Here is a 17,300-nt window from a genome sequence, read left to right as displayed (position 1 = left end):
CCATAATGACGGAACACGATAAATCCTCCGCCGTGGTTGAAGAGACCAGGGAGACTGTGGACATCACGCCGCAGTCAGAAACGACTGAGAAAACCGTTGAGAAGAAGAACGGCAGCAATAAAACCAGCCTCGCGCTGAGCGCGATAGCCATCGCCATTGCGCTGGCCGCAGGCGTTGGCCTCTATGGCCTGGTGAAACAGCAAGGCTCCAGCCAGACGGCAACCAACGACACGCTGGTCAATCAGCTTACTGCTCTGCAAAAAGCGCAGGAGACGCAGAAGACTGAACTGGAAACGGTGATTAAACAGCAGTCCGCGGCGCTCGCTGAGGCGAACAGCAAACAGGAAGAGCTGACCAAACAGCTGGACGACGTGCAGCAGAAAGTCGCCACGATTTCCGGTACCGATGCCAAAACCTGGCTGCTCTCGCAGGCCGATTTCCTGGTGAAGCTGGCCGGACGTAAGCTCTGGAGCGATCAGGACGTCACCACCGCCGCCGCGCTGCTGAAAAGCGCTGATGCGAGCCTGGCAGACATGAACGATCCGAGCCTCATTACCGCGCGTCGTGCCATTACCGAAGATATCGCCAGCCTTTCTGCCGTTTCGCAGGTGGACTACGATGGCATCATCCTGAAGGTCAATCAGCTTTCAAACCAGATTGATAACCTGCAGCTGGCGGATAACAACGACGATGACTCCCCGATGGATTCTGACGGCACCGAGCTTTCCAGCTCCCTGAGCGAATGGCGCGTGAACCTGCAAAAAAGCTGGCAGAACTTTATGGATAGCTTCATTACTATCCGCCGCCGCGACGAAACCGCCGTTCCGCTGTTAGCGCCGAATCAGGACATTTATCTGCGCGAAAACATTCGCTCCCGCCTGCTGGTTGCGGCTCAGGCCGTACCGCGTCATCAGGAAGAAACCTACAAACAGGCGCTTGATAACGTCTCGACATGGGTACGTGCTTACTACAATACCGATGATGCCACGACCACGGCTTTCCTCGATGACATTGATAAACTGAGCCAGCAGAACATCACCATGAACGTGCCGGACAAGCTGGAAAGCCAGCCGATTCTGGAAAAACTGATGCAGACGCGCGTGCGCAACCTGCTGGCGCAGCCGGGCGTTCCGGCAGAACCTCACGCCCAGGCCCCTGCCGCCGCGCCAGCGCTTGAAAGCGCGCCACAAGGAGAGTAATGATGCTTAAAGTACTCTTACTCTTCATCCTGCTGATCGCCGGGATCGTCCTGGGGCCGATGCTTGCCGGTCATCAGGGTTACGTCCTGATCCAGACCGATAACTACAACATCGAAACCAGCGTAACGGGTCTGGTGATCATCCTGATCCTCGGTGTGGTGGTGCTCCTTGCAGTAGAGTGGATCCTGCGCCGAATTTTCCGTACCGGTGCGCATACGCGTGGCTGGTTCGTTGGCCGTAAACGCCGCCGCGCCCGTAAGCAGACTGAGCAGGCACTGCTTAAGCTGGCCGAGGGTGACTATCAGCAGGTTGAAAAGCTGATGTCAAAAAATGCTGACCATGCCGAACAGCCGGTGGTGAACTATCTGCTGGCCGCCGAGGCAGCGCAACAGCGGGGTGACGAAGCCCGCGCCAACCAGCACCTGGAACGCGCGTCAGAACTTTCTCCGAAAGACCCGATTCCCGTTGAGATCACCCGCGTTCGCCTGCAGCTGGCCCGCAACGAAAACCACGCCGCGCGTCACGGTATCGACCGTCTGCTGGAAGTCTCGCCACGCCACCCGGAAGTGCTGCGTCTTGCCGAGCAGGCCTATATTCGCACCGGTGCCTGGGGTTCACTGCTGGATATCATTCCGTCGATGGCCAAAGCCGACGTCGGTGATGATGAGCATCGTGATGAACTTCAGCGTCTGGCATGGATTGGCCTGATGGATCAGGCGCGTGCCGATCTCGGCAGCGATGGCCTGAAAACCTGGTGGAAGAATCAGAGCCGGAAAACGCGTCAGCAGGTTCCGTTGCAGGTTGCGATGGCAGAACATCTGATTGAATGTGACGATCATGACACGGCGCAGGAGATCCTCCTCGACGGACTGAAGCGACAGTATGACGATCGCCTGGTTATGGTGATCCCGCGTCTGAAAACCAATAACCCTGAGCAAATTGAAAAAATGCTGCGTCAGCAGATTAAAGCCGTCGGCGACCGTCCACTGCTGTGGAGTACGCTGGGCCAGTCGCTGATGAAGCACGGTGAATGGCAGGAAGCGAGTCTCGCCTTCCGTGCAGCGCTGAAACAGCGCCCGGACGCGTTTGACTACGCGTGGCTTGCCGATTCGCTGGACAAGCAGCACAAGCCGGAAGAGGCTGCCGCCATGCGCCGCGATGGACTGTTATTAACGCTGCAAAATAATGGCAGCCAGCAATAAATAACAAGGAGGCCAGACGGCCTCCTTTTTTTATTCCCCTTCGCCTGCTACATTCTTTACCACATCATCTAAAACGAACCCGCCAATGTAACGACGTCTTTTCATTAACTTTTTTCCATACACGCGACGAGTGCCGCGTGGACTGAATCGTTTTTGAAAGGAAATCGTCATGAACTCCCTTTTGTACGCGCTTATAGAAGCGCTGCGCTGCCACCGCTGGCTGCGCCTGCTGGCCTGTGCCTTTATCTTCACATCACTGGGAAATGGCGTCACCCAGGTGGTGGTCTTCGGCTTACTATTATCATGGTCCGCCCCGCCCGCGCTGCTTACCCTCGCCTTTCTTTTCGCCACATTACCTGGCTTTATCGGCAGCCTCATCAGTGAAAAGCTGTGTGTACGCTATTCTCCGATACCCCTGTTGATACTCACCGAGGGGCTTGGCTTACTGGCCCTGCTCTTTCCCCTGCTCGGCGTGCACTATCACAGTATCCCTGCGTTACTGGCCGTGCAGTCCACCGAAGCACTGCTTAGCGGAATGAGCTGGCCTGCCCTGACGCTGCTCTTTAAACGCGGACTCAGAGAAGCAGAACTGCCTGCCGCAACCTGCCTCGAGAATGTGATTTTTGCCGCTCAGGTTTTGTTAGGCACCGGGCTGGGGATGGTACTTTTCCAGAAGATCGCCATCCTCGCCTTGCTGGCCATTGATGCCATCAGCTTTCTCGGATCGCTGTTCATGCTCTGGCTGGCGGGTCGTGTATATTTAGCGCCCACACTGGCAGTCCCCGCTGAAGAGAAAGCGCCTGCGGCTTTACGCTGGCAGATGTTGACCATCCGGCAGAAACGCAGTTTGCTGATTTTGCCTGCGCTGGCCGCCGTCGGTTCACCGGCCATGGCGCTTCTTCCGGCAATGGCACAGCAGATCCATCCTCAGGATGCGGCCAGCCTTGCTTTGCCACTGCTTTTTGCAAGGAGCATGGGACAACTTTGCGGTCCCCTGCTGCTAAAAAGAGACAGCCTGACGCGTTTTGCAGCACGCACGCCACGGATTTTACTGTGTCTCGGCATCTTCCTTGCCGCGTATGGGATGCTCCCGCTGTTGTCCGGGTGGATGGCATGCGCGCTGGGGATGATATTTGTCGCACACCTGGCCTCAAATGTTCTCTTTGCGGCCGGCACGTTTGCCGTACTCAGCAGTTTTCAAACCACGCACATGGCTTCGGCCAGCAGTAAAGCCTGGCGCTGGCAAACGCTCAGTGCCTCGCTTTTCACCGGTATTGCCGCGATGGCGGCGGCAGGGTTTGGCTCCATACAAGCGCTTTACAGCGTTTCGTCAGCCGCTCTGATACTGGTCGCCCTGATCATGTACGTTTACCGGGAATAAGGCATAAAAAAACGCCTGCTATAAAAGCAGGCGTTAAAACAGGTCTGTAAGACAACATATTTGGTGCTTCACTCAACGTTATGCCCATGGTGTCTGATGAGGCCGAAGCGACATCTGTCAGTGGACGATAAGCACCGTAAATGGCTCTGCGTCATTCCTGAGTTTATGAGGCACTAAGGCGAACATAAGAGATGGAATGAGCATCTACACGTATATTATTGCACGTAACGTGCCAACTTGACACGCAGAACTTTTACATCGCGCAACATTTTAAGATAAAAGGAAATTATGTTGTTGAGCGGTATCTTAGACCCTACAACCTGCTGATAAACACGACGATATGTCGTCTGGAGGAGACACGAAAGCCGCCAAATTATTATATCTTTTACTTTCAATGTGTTATGTGTCGCTGAATCGCGACAAGGAAGCCGGCTGTTGTCGTGGAATCACTACAGAGGAGAGAAAGGCGCAGAAAACAAAAAACCCCGCCGAAGCGGGGTTCAAAATTGGTCGGCGAGAGAGGATTCGAACCTCCGACCCACTGGTCCCAAACCAGTTGCGCTACCAAGCTGCGCTACTCGCCGATGTACTGCTTTTTGAATTTTTAGTTCAATTCATTAAAAAGTCGTGGTGCGAGGGGGGGGACTTGAACCCCCACGTCCGTAAGAACACTAACACCTGAAGCTAGCGCGTCTACCAATTCCGCCACCTTCGCAATTCACAACTCTTTCAATAATGGGGTGGCTAATGGGATTCGAACCCACGACAACTGGAATCACAATCCAGGGCTCTACCAACTGAGCTATAGCCACCACTGTATTCTTTCACGCGGTACTGACTACTTCTCAGACCACCGCAGCTCTAGCGCCGGGACTAAAATGGCGCGCCCGACAGGATTCGAACCTGAGACCTCTGCCTCCGGAGGGCAGCGCTCTATCCAGCTGAGCTACGGGCGCTTAGCGCCGTTGCGGGGCTGGATATTACGTACCTCCGACCCCGCTGTCTAGTGCTTTTTTGAAAAAAATGCGCGTTTGGTTATGGTTTGCACATTTTGCCGCTTATTCCTCCACTTTCTGCGAGGTAGCGCGGCGGCCCAGACCAAAAAGCTTATACGCCGCGGTCACCGCCGCCAGGAAGATCATCCCGACAAACAGCGACATGCGCGTATCTTCATTAAAGTACATTCCGATTAATACGCAAACCAGGAACGCCATCGTCAAATAGTTGGCATACGGGAACAGAATAGAACGGAACGGATGGCTGGCGATGGCCTTTTTATGTGCCTGACGGAAACGCAGCTGGCTAATCAGGATAACAAACCAGGGCACCATGCCTGGCAGCACGCTGGCGCTGTAGACATAAACAAACACTCGCTGCGGATTCGGGATGATGTAGTTCAGGCAGGAGCCAATCAGCAGGATCACAATCGACACCGCCACTCCCGCAACCGGTACGCCCGCACGCGAAACTTTCGCCATTGCCGCTGGCAGCTGGTTGTTTCTGGACAGCGCGTAGAGCATACGTCCGCAGCTGTACATCCCGCTGTTGCAGCCTGACAACGCCGCCGTCAGAACCACAAAGTTAATGATGCCTGCTGCTGCCGTGATGCCAATCTTCGCGAAGGTCAAGACAAACGGGCTACCGGTCGTGCCAATTTCATTCCACGGGAAGATGGTTACGATAACGAAGATCGCCCCCACATAGAAAATCAGGATACGCCACAGCACCTTGCCTACGGCGCTGCGCAGCGTAACCTGCGGGTTTTTCGCTTCACCCGCGGTAATACCGATAAGCTCAACCCCCTGATAAGAGGCCACAACGATACACAGTGCCGTCAGGAAGCCCTTCCAGCCGCCCGCAAAGAAGCCGCCGTTTTCGGTCAGGTTACCAAAGCCAATGGCGTGCCCGCCGTTGCCAAAGCCGAAGAAGATAACGCCCAGCCCGACCACAATCATCACGATGATGGTGGTGACTTTGATCATCGCAAACCAGAATTCGATTTCACCATAAAGACGAACCGCGGCAAGGTTTGCCAGTGCCACCAGCCCCACGGCAATCAGCGCCGGTATCCACTGGACCATGTCCGGGAACCAGAACTGTACATAGACCCCTATCGCCGTGATTTCAGAGATGCCAACCGCCATCCACATAAACCAGTATGACCATGCCGTCAGGTAGCCAAAGAACGGGCTCATATATCGGTGCGCGTAAACGGCGAAGGAACCCGTGACGGGCTCCATGAAGAGCATTTCGCCCATCGAACGCATGATGAAGAAAACGAACAATCCCGCAATGATATAAGCCAGCAAGACCGAAGGTCCTGCCCATTTGAGCGTGCTTGCGGAGCCCATAAACAGGCCCACGCCGATAGTGCCGCCCAGCGCTATCAGTTCAATATGACGAGCCTCCAGCCCACGCTGTAGCTCCGGTTTTTTCTCTGCCATAGATCCTCGATTGTGTTTGCTGTTTCCCGACTTCAGGCCAGGTATTGTTTTTTAGGGGTACTAAAATACGGGGCGAATGGTTTCTTAAAATGCGGCAAATGGCAAACGATGCATAAAAAAAATGAATGCATTGCACAGATTCGCAGCAGTTTTGCAGGGGAGTTGCAGTGCGAACAGCATATCGCGCTACATTTTGATTACATTTTCCCGGTGTAGTGCCAGGTAAGGTAGCGAAGCAGACGGATCTGTCGTGTAATCCGCGTCGGCTGAGATAGCAGGCGATACAGCCACTCCAGCCCCAGGTTTTGCCAGACTTTGGGCGCACGCTTAACATGGCCGGTAAAGACGTCATACGTTCCGCCAACGCCCATATAAAGGGCATCCGGACACACCTGACGGCAGTCACGCATCAGGATCTCCTGGCGTGGGGAGCCCATCGCCACGGTGATGATTTTCGCTCCACTGTCGCGAACGCGTTCAAACAGCGCCTGCCGGGCCTCTGGTTTGAAGTAGCCATCCTGGCTGCCCACGATGTTAACATTCCATTGACTGCGCAATTTCGCTTCGGTCTGCGCCAGTACCTCCGGCTTACCGCCAATCAGGAATACCGGCGTGCCTTCCGCCCCTGCGCGTGCCATCAGTTGCTCCCAGAGATCGGCCCCTGCCACGCGAGATACATTAGCGCCTGGATACTTTTTGCGGATTGAACGCACCACGCTGATACCGTCGGCATATTTAAATTCAGCCGCTTCTATCAGGCCTCTCACTTCGGCGTTGTCTTCCACCGCCAGCATCTTTTCCGCATTAATGGCGACCAGCGTACCAGACTTCATCTGACCACCAGCGAACAGAAAATCCAGCGCGTGTTGCATATCGCGCCAGCCAATAAGCTGCAGACCGCGCAGCGTATAGCGCGGTGCAGAAGTTTTATCCGTCATGACTTTCCCTACTCACACTTGCGACAGCGTTGTGCTGCCCTGCGGCTCGCGCTTATGCACAAGCCCTGCACTGTCAAACAGCCAGTACAACAGTTTGGCCAGTAACAGGCAGATGCCAAAAACGACCATGAAGAAAACCACGCGCGACACGAATGAATCCAGCCCTTCACGCGCCAGAACGATCATATTGAAAATGGCACCAAAGCAGAAACTGTGCAAAATAGCCGCCTTATAGCGGTTTGTTTCTTCGTTGCCGCGCACGTAGAGCCAGTCAAACCACTTGATGATCAGCCCCACCACCACCGCCCCCGGCAGGATAAACCAGCTTCCCCCCATCACCACCAGCGAGCCAATCAACGTAGGTGAGATCGCAAGGCCTGAGTGGTTGTTCAGCACTTCCCAGGTAAAATAGTTTGCCGTGTTGAGTACGACGCCGGGACGGTCTGGCCACAGCCAGGTTGGGATAAAGACATAAAAGTCGCGCACAATAGGCGCAAGGCCCTGGAAATCGATTTTGTCGTAGTTTTGCAGCAACAACGCCAGGTTTTCCCACGGCGAGAAGGTGTCGCGCGTGAGATAGAGGAATGTGTAAAACGCCTCGTCACCGGCTACGTTGAGCCCGTAGCGCTTCAGGGCAAGCCAGAACATACCAACAATGCCAAACACCCCAGCAGCCACCAGCATCCATAAAGAGATCCACCCGCGGATGATGCCGATAAACAGGAAGATTGCGAAAGCGATGATGATATTTGCACGCGTCCCTCCCACAATCATGTAGGTCAGGAAACCGAAGGCAACGGTACTCACCAGGAAAAACAGCCAGGCTTTGCTGTCCTGACGCAGGAAAAAGATCACCAGCATCGCCGGAATGAAGAAGTAGAAGAAGCGCTTAAGCGCCACGCCCGACACTTCGGCAGAAAAAATCTGGCTGTAGGACTGGAGCTTGAACAGCAGAAAACCATTATGCATGAAGAAGATACCCACGCTTACCAGCGCGATCGTCATCAGCATCACCCACGTCAGGTGCGTCTCCACCCGGTTCATGGTGAAGAGCGCCCGGCGCGGCGCGGTGGATTGCGCTGAACGCAGGCGCGTTTTATAGGTGGCGTAGTAGACGGCGTAGAAACAGGTCGCTGCCAGGATCGCCTGAAGCAGGATCTCGGGCGGGGCAACGCTCACGTCAAACCGGAAGACCAGAATGCTGGTCAGCGGGAATCCGAAAAAGAAGGTCAGAAGAAACAGTAACGAGAAGAAGACGTTAAAGTTAAAACGCACCCGGCGAAACTCGAACCAGGTGAGCGTGGCGATGAATAAAGTGCTCAGAAGCCAAACGATCAGTAAGCCGCTGAATTGCAACTGGCTCATGCTTTGTCTCCTGCAGCGATACGCAGCGCGCGGTGCCACGGCGTGAGGTAGTTCGGGCTAAAGAAGTCGATGGCACTTTTGTCCACCAGCGCCAGTTGTCTCTGCGCTTCCCGGACCACCTCTTCGTTAAGCACATCGGAAGTAAACAGCACCGGCAGATGCTGCTCCGCCATGTCCTGCCAGAATGGGTTTTCGCGATTGAGTACGCAGGGCACACCCGCCTGAATCAGCAGACACAGCGTGCCAATTCCTTGCTGACGCGCAAAGATGAAATAGCCCAGATCGCACCGACGCAGCAGCGCAAGATACTCATCAAATTCCAGCTTATCGTGGAGAATGTGCACATTCCCGGCGCTAAATAACGCGAGTGCCTGCTGGCGGACCTCATTGATATAGGCATCGTTATTGGCCGGATACCCCATCGGCACAATCACATTCACGGTGTCGCCAAACTGCTGATGTACCGCCCTGAGCGCGGCAAGATGTTCATTGCTGCGATCGCCTGAATTACCCACCAGAATCGTCAGTTTACCCTCGCGCGGCGTATCATTCGCCATGTTGTTCAGCGCCGGGTTCATTCGGGTCGGGAAATAGAGTAGCTCACCGCGTACGTCAGGGTGGCGTTTAGCAAAATAATTGAGATCGCCACGGGTCGCGAAAACGCATCCCACACGCCCCTGCGCCATGCGCCGCAATGGGTAGAAAAGACGGAATTTCCAGCCGCTGGAGACTTCGTAGAGATCGGCTCCCCAGATATGCCAGCTGCACTGCGAAGGTTTGATCCCCCCGCTCAGGAGCGCCAGCCACAGGCCGGTATTAAACTGCCCATGGAAAAAGAAACGTTGCTCACGATCCGCTTTGGCTTTGGCAACAACCGCCTTCGCCAGCGCAGCCTTGTCCGGCCAGAAAGAAAGAGTCAGCGCCGGACACGCCACGCTCAGGCCATTATCCTGACCGGCAACCATAAACTCACGAGCGTCGGGATCCCCCGATGCCAGTTCATCATTGAAGAACCGTAACACGGTCTGGTTATGGTGTGGGATATCCGATCCCAGTATGTGAATCAGTGCAGTCATGCGCGTTTACGCCAAAGTAAAAATACGCCGCAACAGGCAGCGAAATAAACGATATAGGTTGCCATATAGGCCTGAGCCGCCCCCAGCGCACCGTGTGCCGGGATCAACCAGTGTGAGAATGCGGTCAGTAATGCAAACTGGCTGATTTCCGCCAGGATATACAGCCGTAGCGAGGCTTTCGCAATCACCAGATAACCAAAAACGTAAGCCCCCACTTTCAGTACATCGCCCACCAGTTGCCAGGCAAACAGATCGCGCATGGCGGTAAACTTCGCGGAGAAGAGCAGCCAGATGGCGACATCGCGCAATAGCCATACGGTTAAACTGGCTGCCGCAACGGCGGGAAGGACAAACCGCAGTGAGCGGGAAATTTCGCGCGTGATATCCTGCCTGGAGGTCAGGCGCGATAAGGTTGGCAGCAAATAGACGCTAAAGGAAGCCGTTATAAATTGGAGGTAGGCATCGGAAATACTGCTCACCCCTTGCCAAATCCCAACTTCGTCCCAGCTGTAATGCGCCGCCAGCAGGTTTCGCATCATCACGTAGGCGACAGGGAGCGTGACGGAAGTGATGAGCGCCATCAGGGTAAATTTTCCCAGCTGGCTTGCCAGCACCTTGTCCCATTGAGGTTTCAGGTAACTCAACGGAATGGTGCCCCGACGCATTAGCATGAACGCCGCCGGAACGACCACTAATGCCGGTACCAGCGCCAGCCCCAGCAACGCGCCTTCATAGCCGCCCAGCCGATAGCAAAAATAGTAGGCAATCACGCCAATGACGCTGCCGAGGATTAACGCCAGTGCGTTCCCGGCCGCATCACGAAAGCCTTTCATCAGCGCCAGCAGCAGGTTAGCCCAGGCAATGCCCAGCTGAACCAGCGCGACCAGACGAACCAGCCCCTGATAATGGGTGTGACCAAATAACCCCTGGCTTATGGGTGCCGCGGCCAGCAGGAAAATAACCGCCATCAGGGTCGAAAAGCCGGTGACCATCGCCGAGGATGTACCGACAACACGGCGAAGCTGGGTCGCATCATCATGGTACTGCGCAACGTATTTCGTGACGCCGTTGAAAATCCCTGCGCCGGCCAGTACCCCAAGGACGGTCACAAGCTGACGGAAATTCCCCGCCAGCCCGACGCCTGAAGGGCCGAATGAGACAGCCAGCAGCTTGACGACCAGTAGCCCAGCGCCAATTTTGACAAGTGTGGACGCGGCGGTCCACACCGATGCTTTTGCCAGAGACATATCAGCCGAAATAACTCAGAAGGGTGTTAATCACCGTACGCTGGTTAACAGGCGCGAGGTTGTAGAACAGTGGCAAACGAAGCAAACGCTCACTTTCTTTCGTGGTGTAGCGATCTTCACCCGCGAAGACCCCAAATGCCTCTCCTGCAGGGCTGGAGTGCAGCGGGATATAGTGGAACACCGCCAGAATTTCGGCTTCTTTTAGCCAGGCAATCAACTTGCTGCGATCGTCGTTATCGCGCAGTTTGATATAGAACATATGGGCATTATGGACGCAATCAGCCAGAAGGGTCGGCAGCTCAATTCGCCCGGCTTGTGCCAGCGGTTGCAGCGCGTCGTAATAAGTTTGCCACAGGGACAGGCGCTGAAGATTAATGCGGTCCGCTGCCTCCAGCTGCGCCCACAGGTATGCCGCCTGCAGATCGGCCATCAGATAGCTTGAGCCAATATCGCGCCAGGTATATTTGTCTACCTGCCCCCGGAAGAACTGGCTGCGGTTGGTGCCTTTTTCACGGATCACTTCCGCGCGCTCGACCAGCGCACGGTCGTTAATCAGCGTCGCACCACCTTCGCCACCGGCGGTATAGTTTTTGGTTTCGTGGAAGCTAAAGCAGCCGATATGGCCGATCGTTCCCAGCGCTCGCCCTTTATAGGTCGACATCACGCCCTGAGCGGCATCTTCAACCACGAACAGGTCATGTTTTTTGGCGATCGCCATGATGGTGTCCATCTCACACGCCACACCCGCGTAGTGAACCGGCACAATCGCGCGCGTTTTGTCCGTGATTGCCGCTTCAATCAGCGTCTCATCGATGTTCATGGTATCCGGGCGAATATCCACAAAGACGATTTTCGCACCACGCAGGACAAAGGCATTCGCTGTAGAGACGAAGGTATAGCTCGGCATGATCACTTCATCGCCCGGCTGGATATCCAGCAGCAACGCCGCCATTTCCAGCGATGCGGTACAGGACGGGGTCAGCAGGACTTTAGCGCTGTGAAACCGCTGCTCCATCCACTGCTGGCAGCGACGGGTAAAACCACCGTCACCACAGAGTTTGCCGCTGCCCATAGCAGACTGCATATAGTCGAGTTCAGTGCCCACGACGGGTGGTGCGTTAAATGGAATCATCTTGTCACCTGTATAACCAGTAAGCGGTGGCGTCGATGTTGGCACCACTCGCGATATAACGTTTAAGCGCGGCGGTGTTGCCCATCTGGGTTGCCACCCGCAGAGTCAAAAGCTGTTGCTGCTGCGCCCAGTGAAGCGCCGCCTGCATGAGTTTTTCGCCCATGCCGCGCCCGGCTAATAAACCAATACGCCCCTCGTTCGCGTTGAGCTTACGAAGCGAGACAAATCCCTCAATCTGGCCGCCTGCAGTGCGAAACACCAGGCACACATGGTCAAAGGTGCCTTTTACCGCGTTCTCTACCCACTGGGCGTAGAAACGCCCGCTGTCGTCCGGTGCATACCACGGTGCGCGAAAACGGCTCCGGGCAAACGCCTGCGCCGCCATCTGACGCAGCGCGGGGATATCCTGCTCCGTTGCCACTTCCGCACCGGGCGAATCATGATGGGTGAGCGTAAGGGACAGATCAACCTCGCCTTCAACCAGCTGAAAACCTTGTTGCTGGAGCGCATCGAGCAGGTCGGCACGGTCTGCGGGGATCCTGGCCTGCACCCGCGGCCAGGCGGTGAAGTCGGCGTCAGTCAGAACCGGCGCATCGTCGCGCAGGCGCACGATGGCTGATGGCAGACCAAAAAAGGCACTCTCCCACTCAAGGGACTCGAGAACCCCCTTCAGGTGGCTCAACGCCAGACACCTTTCGTATCAACCACATACTGTTGGCGTACGGCATCACCGGACGTCGCTTTAAATTCTTTATGATCCACCAGCAGTACCAGCACATCCGCCGTCGCCAGCGCCTCATCCAGCGCGGTCAACGTACAGTGGCCCGCCAGTTTTGCCGGCAGTTCATGAATATTGGGTTCAACCACCAGCGTTTCGCCGGTGTGCCAGCCAGCGATCATCTCTGCAATCTCCATCGCCGGGCTTTCGCGTAAGTCGTCAATATTCGGTTTGAATGCCAGACCAAAGCAGGCAATTTTCAGCTCACTGGCGCGTTTGCCGCTCTCAGCCAGACAGTCCGCTACGGTGGCTTTCACCTGACTGAGCACCCAGTGTGGCTTGCTGTCATTCACTTCACGCGCGGTGCGGATCAGGCGGGCCTGCGCCGGGTTTTGCGCCACAATAAACCACGGATCGACAGCGATACAGTGACCGCCCACGCCCGGGCCAGGCTGGAGGATATTTACGCGCGGATGGCGATTCGCCAGGCTAACCAACTCCCAGACGTTAATCCCCTGATCGGCGCAAATCAGCGACAGTTCATTCGCGAAGGCGATATTCACGTCCCGGAAACTGTTTTCCGTGAGCTTGCACATTTCGGCGGTGCGGGAGTTGGTCACCACACATTCGCCTTCAAGGAAAATCTTGTAAAGCGCGCTGGCGCGTGCAGAACAGACTGGCGTCATGCCGCCGATCACGCGATCGTTTTTAATCAGCTCTACCATCACCTGACCTGGCAGCACACGCTCAGGACAGTAAGCAATATTGATATCAGCTTGCTCGCCCGCCTGCTGCGGGAAGCGTAAGTCAGGTCGGGCTTGCGCCAGCCACTGCGCCATCTGTTCGGTAGCACCGACGGGCGAAGTGGATTCCAGGATCACCAGAGCCCCTTTTTTCAGGACCGGTGCAATCGATTTTACCGCCGCTTCGACGTAAGCCATGTCGGGCTCATGGTCGCCTTTAAAGGGGGTTGGCACCGCAATAAGATATGCATCTGCCTCGACCGGCGTCGTGCTAGCACGCAGGAATCCGCCATCAACCGCTTCTTTCACCACGCGGTCGAGATCGGGCTCCACGATATGAATTTCGCCACGGTTAATGGTTTCCACCGCACGCGCGTTGATATCCACGCCCACAACCTGTTTTTGACGGGAGGCAAACGCTGCCGCTGTGGGCAAGCCAATGTAGCCAAGACCAATGACAGAGATGGTAGTAAAACTCATAGCGATACCCGATTGTGTTTAAGTGCATGCAAAATACGGCCACAAGCCTGCCCATCACCATACGGGTTATGGGCCCGGCTCATCGCCTGATACTCTTCGTCGTCGTGCAGCAGGCGCGTCACCTCTTCGACGATCAGTTGTGCATTGGTGCCGACCAGACGTACCGTGCCCGCTTTCACCGCTTCCGGGCGTTCAGTCGTTTCACGCATGACCAGCACAGGCTTGCCGAGAGACGGCGCCTCTTCCTGAATACCACCGGAATCGGTCAGGATCAGCCAGGCGTGGTTCATCAGCCAGACAAACGGCAAATAGTCCTGCGGTTCAATCAGCAGGACGTTTTCTATATGCCCAAGGATACGGTTGACCGGCTCGCTGACGTTAGGATTAAGGTGCACCGGGTAGACAATCTGCACATCCTGATTCTGCGCGGCGATTTCCGCCAGGGCATGACAGATTTGCTCAAAGCCGCGTCCAAAGCTCTCGCGACGGTGGCCGGTGACCAGAATGGTTTTTTTGCCATTGTTCAGGAAGGGGTAGCGTGCGGCGAGTTCTTTCTGAAGATCGTTGTTTGACAGCACGCGGTCACGAACCCAAATCAGGGCATCAATCACCGTATTCCCGGTGACAAAGATTTTGTTGTCGGCAATATTTTCACGCAGCAGGTTCTGTCGTGAATTTTCGGTGGGCGCAAAATGGTACATCGCCAGATGGCCGGTGAGTGTGCGGTTGGCCTCTTCGGGCCACGGCGAATAAAGGTTGCCGGTACGCAGACCGGCCTCAACATGGCCGACAGGAATTCGCTGGTAAAACGCAGCCAGGCTGGTTGCCACCGTGGTGGTGGTATCGCCATGCACCAGAACCACGTCAGGTTTGAAGGACTCCAGAATCGGCTTGAGCTCTTGCAGAATACGGCAGGTTATCTCCGTTAACCCCTGCCCCGGTTTCATAATATTGAGATCGTAATCCGGGACGATAGAAAAGAGAGTTAAGACCTGATCGAGCATCTCACGGTGTTGGGCAGTGACGCACACTTTCGCTTCAATATCAGGATCACTGGCCAGCGCATGAACCAGAGGTGCCATCTTAATGGCCTCCGGCCTGGTGCCAAATACGGTAAGTACTTTCACATCGATTCTCTTCGATTAAACGATGAAGGCCGCAGCCTTCATCGTAGACGGCGTTCTTAGTTAGTGCGACGGCGCGTTAACGCCACGCCTGCGCCAGTCAGTGCACCCACAATCCCCCACATGATCATCAGGAATGCGCGGCGCGGACTATCGCGTTTTACAGGTTCTTCAGGCGTTCGCAAATAACGATAGGTCTGAAAACGCGGGTCCATTGTTGGACCGACATTCAGGGTGTTCAGCATCGCGCGGTTTTGATCGTAGTCGAGGTCAAAATCAGGGCCAACGGCCTGGAGGTTTTCCAGTCGAGCCTGCAGCATTGGGCGCCCGAGAAGGAACATTTCTGAATCAGGCAGTTCATCTGCCGGCACGTCCGTCTCGGTGCGGGAAATATTGTGCTGTTCGGCAATTTTCAGCGCCTGCTCAATATTGTGTACACGGCGTGCGAAGATGGCTTTAGCCACCTCTTCCTGACGTTTAACCTGCGCTTTCATCTGGATAGTACGGGCAGCCCAGGCACCTTTCAGCTCTTCATTAAGGTGGCTTGCCGCACGCTGGCTGGCAAAGGCAACGTACTGGCGCAACAGGTTATTGGCATCCGGCGCGGTTTCGGCAATCAGTTTGACGCTGTCGTTGACGTTACGCAGCGCATCTCCCGGCATAAACTGAATGTTGTTAATCATGTCATCCAGCAGCGCGGCATCGGCTTTACTGTTGCCCACCATCCGTTGCTTGTAATAATCCGTCTGGCTCCAGAAATCACGGCGCGTATCCCAGGAAGCCAGCTGCATCACAAACTCTTTATAGGCCTCATCCATGACGGAAGCCTGATCTGGGGTGGCCAGATTGGCTTTGATATCCAGGTTACGCAGGAACTGCTGCTGGGAATAGAACCCCCCGAGCATATTAACCGTTGGTTTATCAGTGATTGCCGTAGCGCTCCACTCTTGTTTTGCAAAGAAGGTGTAGGCCAGCGCTAACAATGCAAACCCCAGCGCGATCCCCGCAATCCAAAGTTTGCCTGCCCACAACACGCGAAACAAACCCCGAATATCCAGCTCATTCTCAGTTACCACTGATTTCGCTCCCGCCAACGGTTGAGTCATCATAGTCCCGGTTTTACTTAGTTAATGTTGTATTGTTGCCACTGTTGCGACGCATCCTGCGTTTAAGACGTTTAATAAACCGCGCCACTTTCCATGCGCGCTTAATGCAGTAGCCGTACAGGAAAAACGCTAGCAAGAATAATACCAACATGACCCATTCAGGGATGAAATGAGCATATTCCGCAGCCACCCCAATTGCGGCCAGAATAGCGGCAGCCAGGGTAATCAGCACAAACGCCTGACGTGAAGTAAAACCGGCACGCATGATGAGATGGTGAATATGCTGGCGATCGGGAGAGAAAGGACTCATTCCTTTACGCAGACGACGATACATAATCGCCACCATATCCATTAGCGGAATGGCAATAATCCACAGCGCTGTTACCGGGCTAATCGGGTGGGTTTTACCCTGTGTGGTCTCCAGCAAAATCCAGATAACGGTAAAGCCGATCAGCGTACTGCCCGCATCACCCATAAACACTTTATAGCGACGACCGAGCGCACCGAGATTTAAGAGGATATAAGGCAGAATGGCGGCAATCATGGCAAAACACCACATTGACAGGCTGTACTGACCATCGAACCATAAAATGATGCCGATTGCGGCAAACGAAACCGACGACAATCCACCGAGCAGGCCGTCAATACCATCCACCATGTTGAAAGCATTTATCGCCGCCCAGACGGCAAACAGTGTCAGGAAGAAACCAAAGGGACCCAGTACTAACTCCCAGGGTCCGAACACATAACCGAGGCTTCTCAGGTATAGCCCACCAACGACCATCATGATCACGCCAATGGCGGCCTGGACGGTGGCGCGAATTTTTACCGCGATATCGAACCGATCATCCAGCGCCCCGACTAACACCAGGACACCGGCGCAAGCAAGGTAGAGGGCGGCGTGTGGAATATAGTAATCCGCAATACCAAACGTGAAACAGATACCAGCGTAAACAGAAATCCCTCCAACCAGAGGAATAAGTCCCTGATGACGTTTACGAAAATTAGGCTTATCCACCAACCCTATTCTTTTGGCCACCTTACGCGCGATGAACAAAAAACAGGTTGTGAATAAAAATATACTGATTAGCTCAGTAACGGCGGTGAGTAGATTCACAATGGATTGCTCTCAACAAAAGTTAGTC

The 17,300-nt window shown here is 54.9% G+C and carries 14 protein-coding genes and 4 tRNA genes; 3 read left to right on the top strand and 15 right to left on the bottom strand.

Annotated elements, in window-relative coordinates; all coding sequences use genetic code 11:
- Positions 1-5 precede the first annotated feature (5 nt).
- From hemX to QMG44_RS22600, 3 genes are all read left to right on the top strand, one after another.
- Positions 6-1,199, top strand: coding sequence for a uroporphyrinogen-III C-methyltransferase (hemX, locus tag QMG44_RS22610; protein WP_281853277.1), 1,194 nt, complete (start codon positions 6-8; stop codon positions 1,197-1,199).
- Between the two features lie 2 nt (positions 1,200-1,201).
- Positions 1,202-2,401, top strand: coding sequence for a protoheme IX biogenesis protein HemY (hemY, locus tag QMG44_RS22605; protein WP_032680089.1), 1,200 nt, complete (start codon positions 1,202-1,204; stop codon positions 2,399-2,401).
- Between the two features lie 169 nt (positions 2,402-2,570).
- Positions 2,571-3,782 (top strand): MFS transporter, encoded by a 1,212-nt coding sequence (locus QMG44_RS22600; protein ID WP_086533009.1) that lies wholly within the window; start codon positions 2,571-2,573, stop codon positions 3,780-3,782.
- 507 nt (positions 3,783-4,289) lie between these two features.
- Here QMG44_RS22600 and QMG44_RS22595 read toward each other — a convergent pair.
- The 15 genes from QMG44_RS22595 to wecA form a co-directional block, all read right to left on the bottom strand.
- Positions 4,290-4,366, bottom strand: a tRNA-Pro gene (locus QMG44_RS22595).
- A 44-nt stretch (positions 4,367-4,410) separates the two neighbouring features.
- A tRNA-Leu gene (locus QMG44_RS22590) sits at positions 4,411-4,497 on the bottom strand.
- A 21-nt stretch (positions 4,498-4,518) separates the two neighbouring features.
- Positions 4,519-4,594: transfer RNA gene (locus QMG44_RS22585), tRNA-His, on the bottom strand.
- 67 nt (positions 4,595-4,661) lie between these two features.
- Positions 4,662-4,738, bottom strand: a tRNA-Arg gene (locus QMG44_RS22580).
- Between the two features lie 102 nt (positions 4,739-4,840).
- Positions 4,841-6,226, bottom strand: a complete 1,386-nt coding sequence (locus QMG44_RS22575) for an amino acid permease (protein ID WP_014172144.1) — start codon at positions 6,224-6,226, stop codon at positions 4,841-4,843.
- 197 nt (positions 6,227-6,423) lie between these two features.
- Positions 6,424-7,164, bottom strand: coding sequence for a lipopolysaccharide N-acetylmannosaminouronosyltransferase (gene wecG / locus QMG44_RS22570; RefSeq protein WP_047356050.1), 741 nt, complete (start codon positions 7,162-7,164; stop codon positions 6,424-6,426).
- Positions 7,165-7,176: 12 nt separating this feature from the next.
- Positions 7,177-8,529, bottom strand: a complete 1,353-nt coding sequence (gene wzyE / locus QMG44_RS22565; RefSeq protein WP_020882888.1) for an ECA oligosaccharide polymerase — start codon at positions 8,527-8,529, stop codon at positions 7,177-7,179.
- Complete coding sequence (locus tag QMG44_RS22560) at positions 8,526-9,605, bottom strand: TDP-N-acetylfucosamine:lipid II N-acetylfucosaminyltransferase (protein WP_014172148.1); 1,080 nt, start codon at positions 9,603-9,605, stop codon at positions 8,526-8,528. Before QMG44_RS22560 ends, wzyE begins: the two co-directional genes overlap by 4 nt.
- The gene (gene wzxE, locus QMG44_RS22555) at positions 9,602-10,852 is read right to left on the bottom strand and encodes a lipid III flippase WzxE (protein WP_086533011.1); all 1,251 of its coding nucleotides are present in this window, start codon (positions 10,850-10,852) and stop codon (positions 9,602-9,604) included. Before wzxE ends, QMG44_RS22560 begins: the two co-directional genes overlap by 4 nt.
- A 1-nt stretch (position 10,853) precedes the next feature.
- Positions 10,854-11,984, bottom strand: coding sequence for a dTDP-4-amino-4,6-dideoxygalactose transaminase (gene rffA / locus QMG44_RS22550; RefSeq protein ID WP_086533012.1), 1,131 nt, complete (start codon positions 11,982-11,984; stop codon positions 10,854-10,856).
- Between the two features lie 4 nt (positions 11,985-11,988).
- Positions 11,989-12,666: a dTDP-4-amino-4,6-dideoxy-D-galactose acyltransferase gene (rffC, locus tag QMG44_RS22545; RefSeq protein WP_086533013.1), complete on the bottom strand. Its 678-nt coding sequence runs from the start codon at positions 12,664-12,666 to the stop codon at positions 11,989-11,991.
- Positions 12,663-13,925, bottom strand: a complete 1,263-nt coding sequence (wecC, locus tag QMG44_RS22540) for a UDP-N-acetyl-D-mannosamine dehydrogenase (protein WP_086533014.1) — start codon at positions 13,923-13,925, stop codon at positions 12,663-12,665. The genes rffC and wecC overlap by 4 nt, the downstream gene beginning before the upstream one ends.
- Positions 13,922-15,052 carry a non-hydrolyzing UDP-N-acetylglucosamine 2-epimerase gene (gene wecB, locus QMG44_RS22535; RefSeq protein WP_014172153.1) on the bottom strand — a complete coding sequence of 377 codons (1,131 nt, stop codon included), beginning with the start codon at positions 15,050-15,052 and terminating at the stop codon, positions 13,922-13,924. The genes wecC and wecB overlap by 4 nt, the downstream gene beginning before the upstream one ends.
- Positions 15,053-15,108: 56 nt before the next feature.
- The gene (gene wzzE, locus QMG44_RS22530; RefSeq protein ID WP_020882894.1) at positions 15,109-16,155 is read right to left on the bottom strand and encodes an ECA polysaccharide chain length modulation protein; all 1,047 of its coding nucleotides are present in this window, start codon (positions 16,153-16,155) and stop codon (positions 15,109-15,111) included.
- 13 nt (positions 16,156-16,168) lie between these two features.
- Positions 16,169-17,272, bottom strand: a complete 1,104-nt coding sequence (wecA, locus tag QMG44_RS22525; RefSeq protein WP_014172155.1) for a UDP-N-acetylglucosamine--undecaprenyl-phosphate N-acetylglucosaminephosphotransferase — start codon at positions 17,270-17,272, stop codon at positions 16,169-16,171.
- Positions 17,273-17,300: the final 28 nt, after the last annotated feature.

This window comes from Enterobacter sp. 200527-13 (assembly GCF_027924865.1).
Lineage (GTDB): Bacteria > Pseudomonadota > Gammaproteobacteria > Enterobacterales > Enterobacteriaceae > Enterobacter > Enterobacter ludwigii.
The sequence above is the reverse complement of the archived record's forward strand: the minus strand, read 5'-3'. Positions and strand labels throughout refer to the sequence as shown.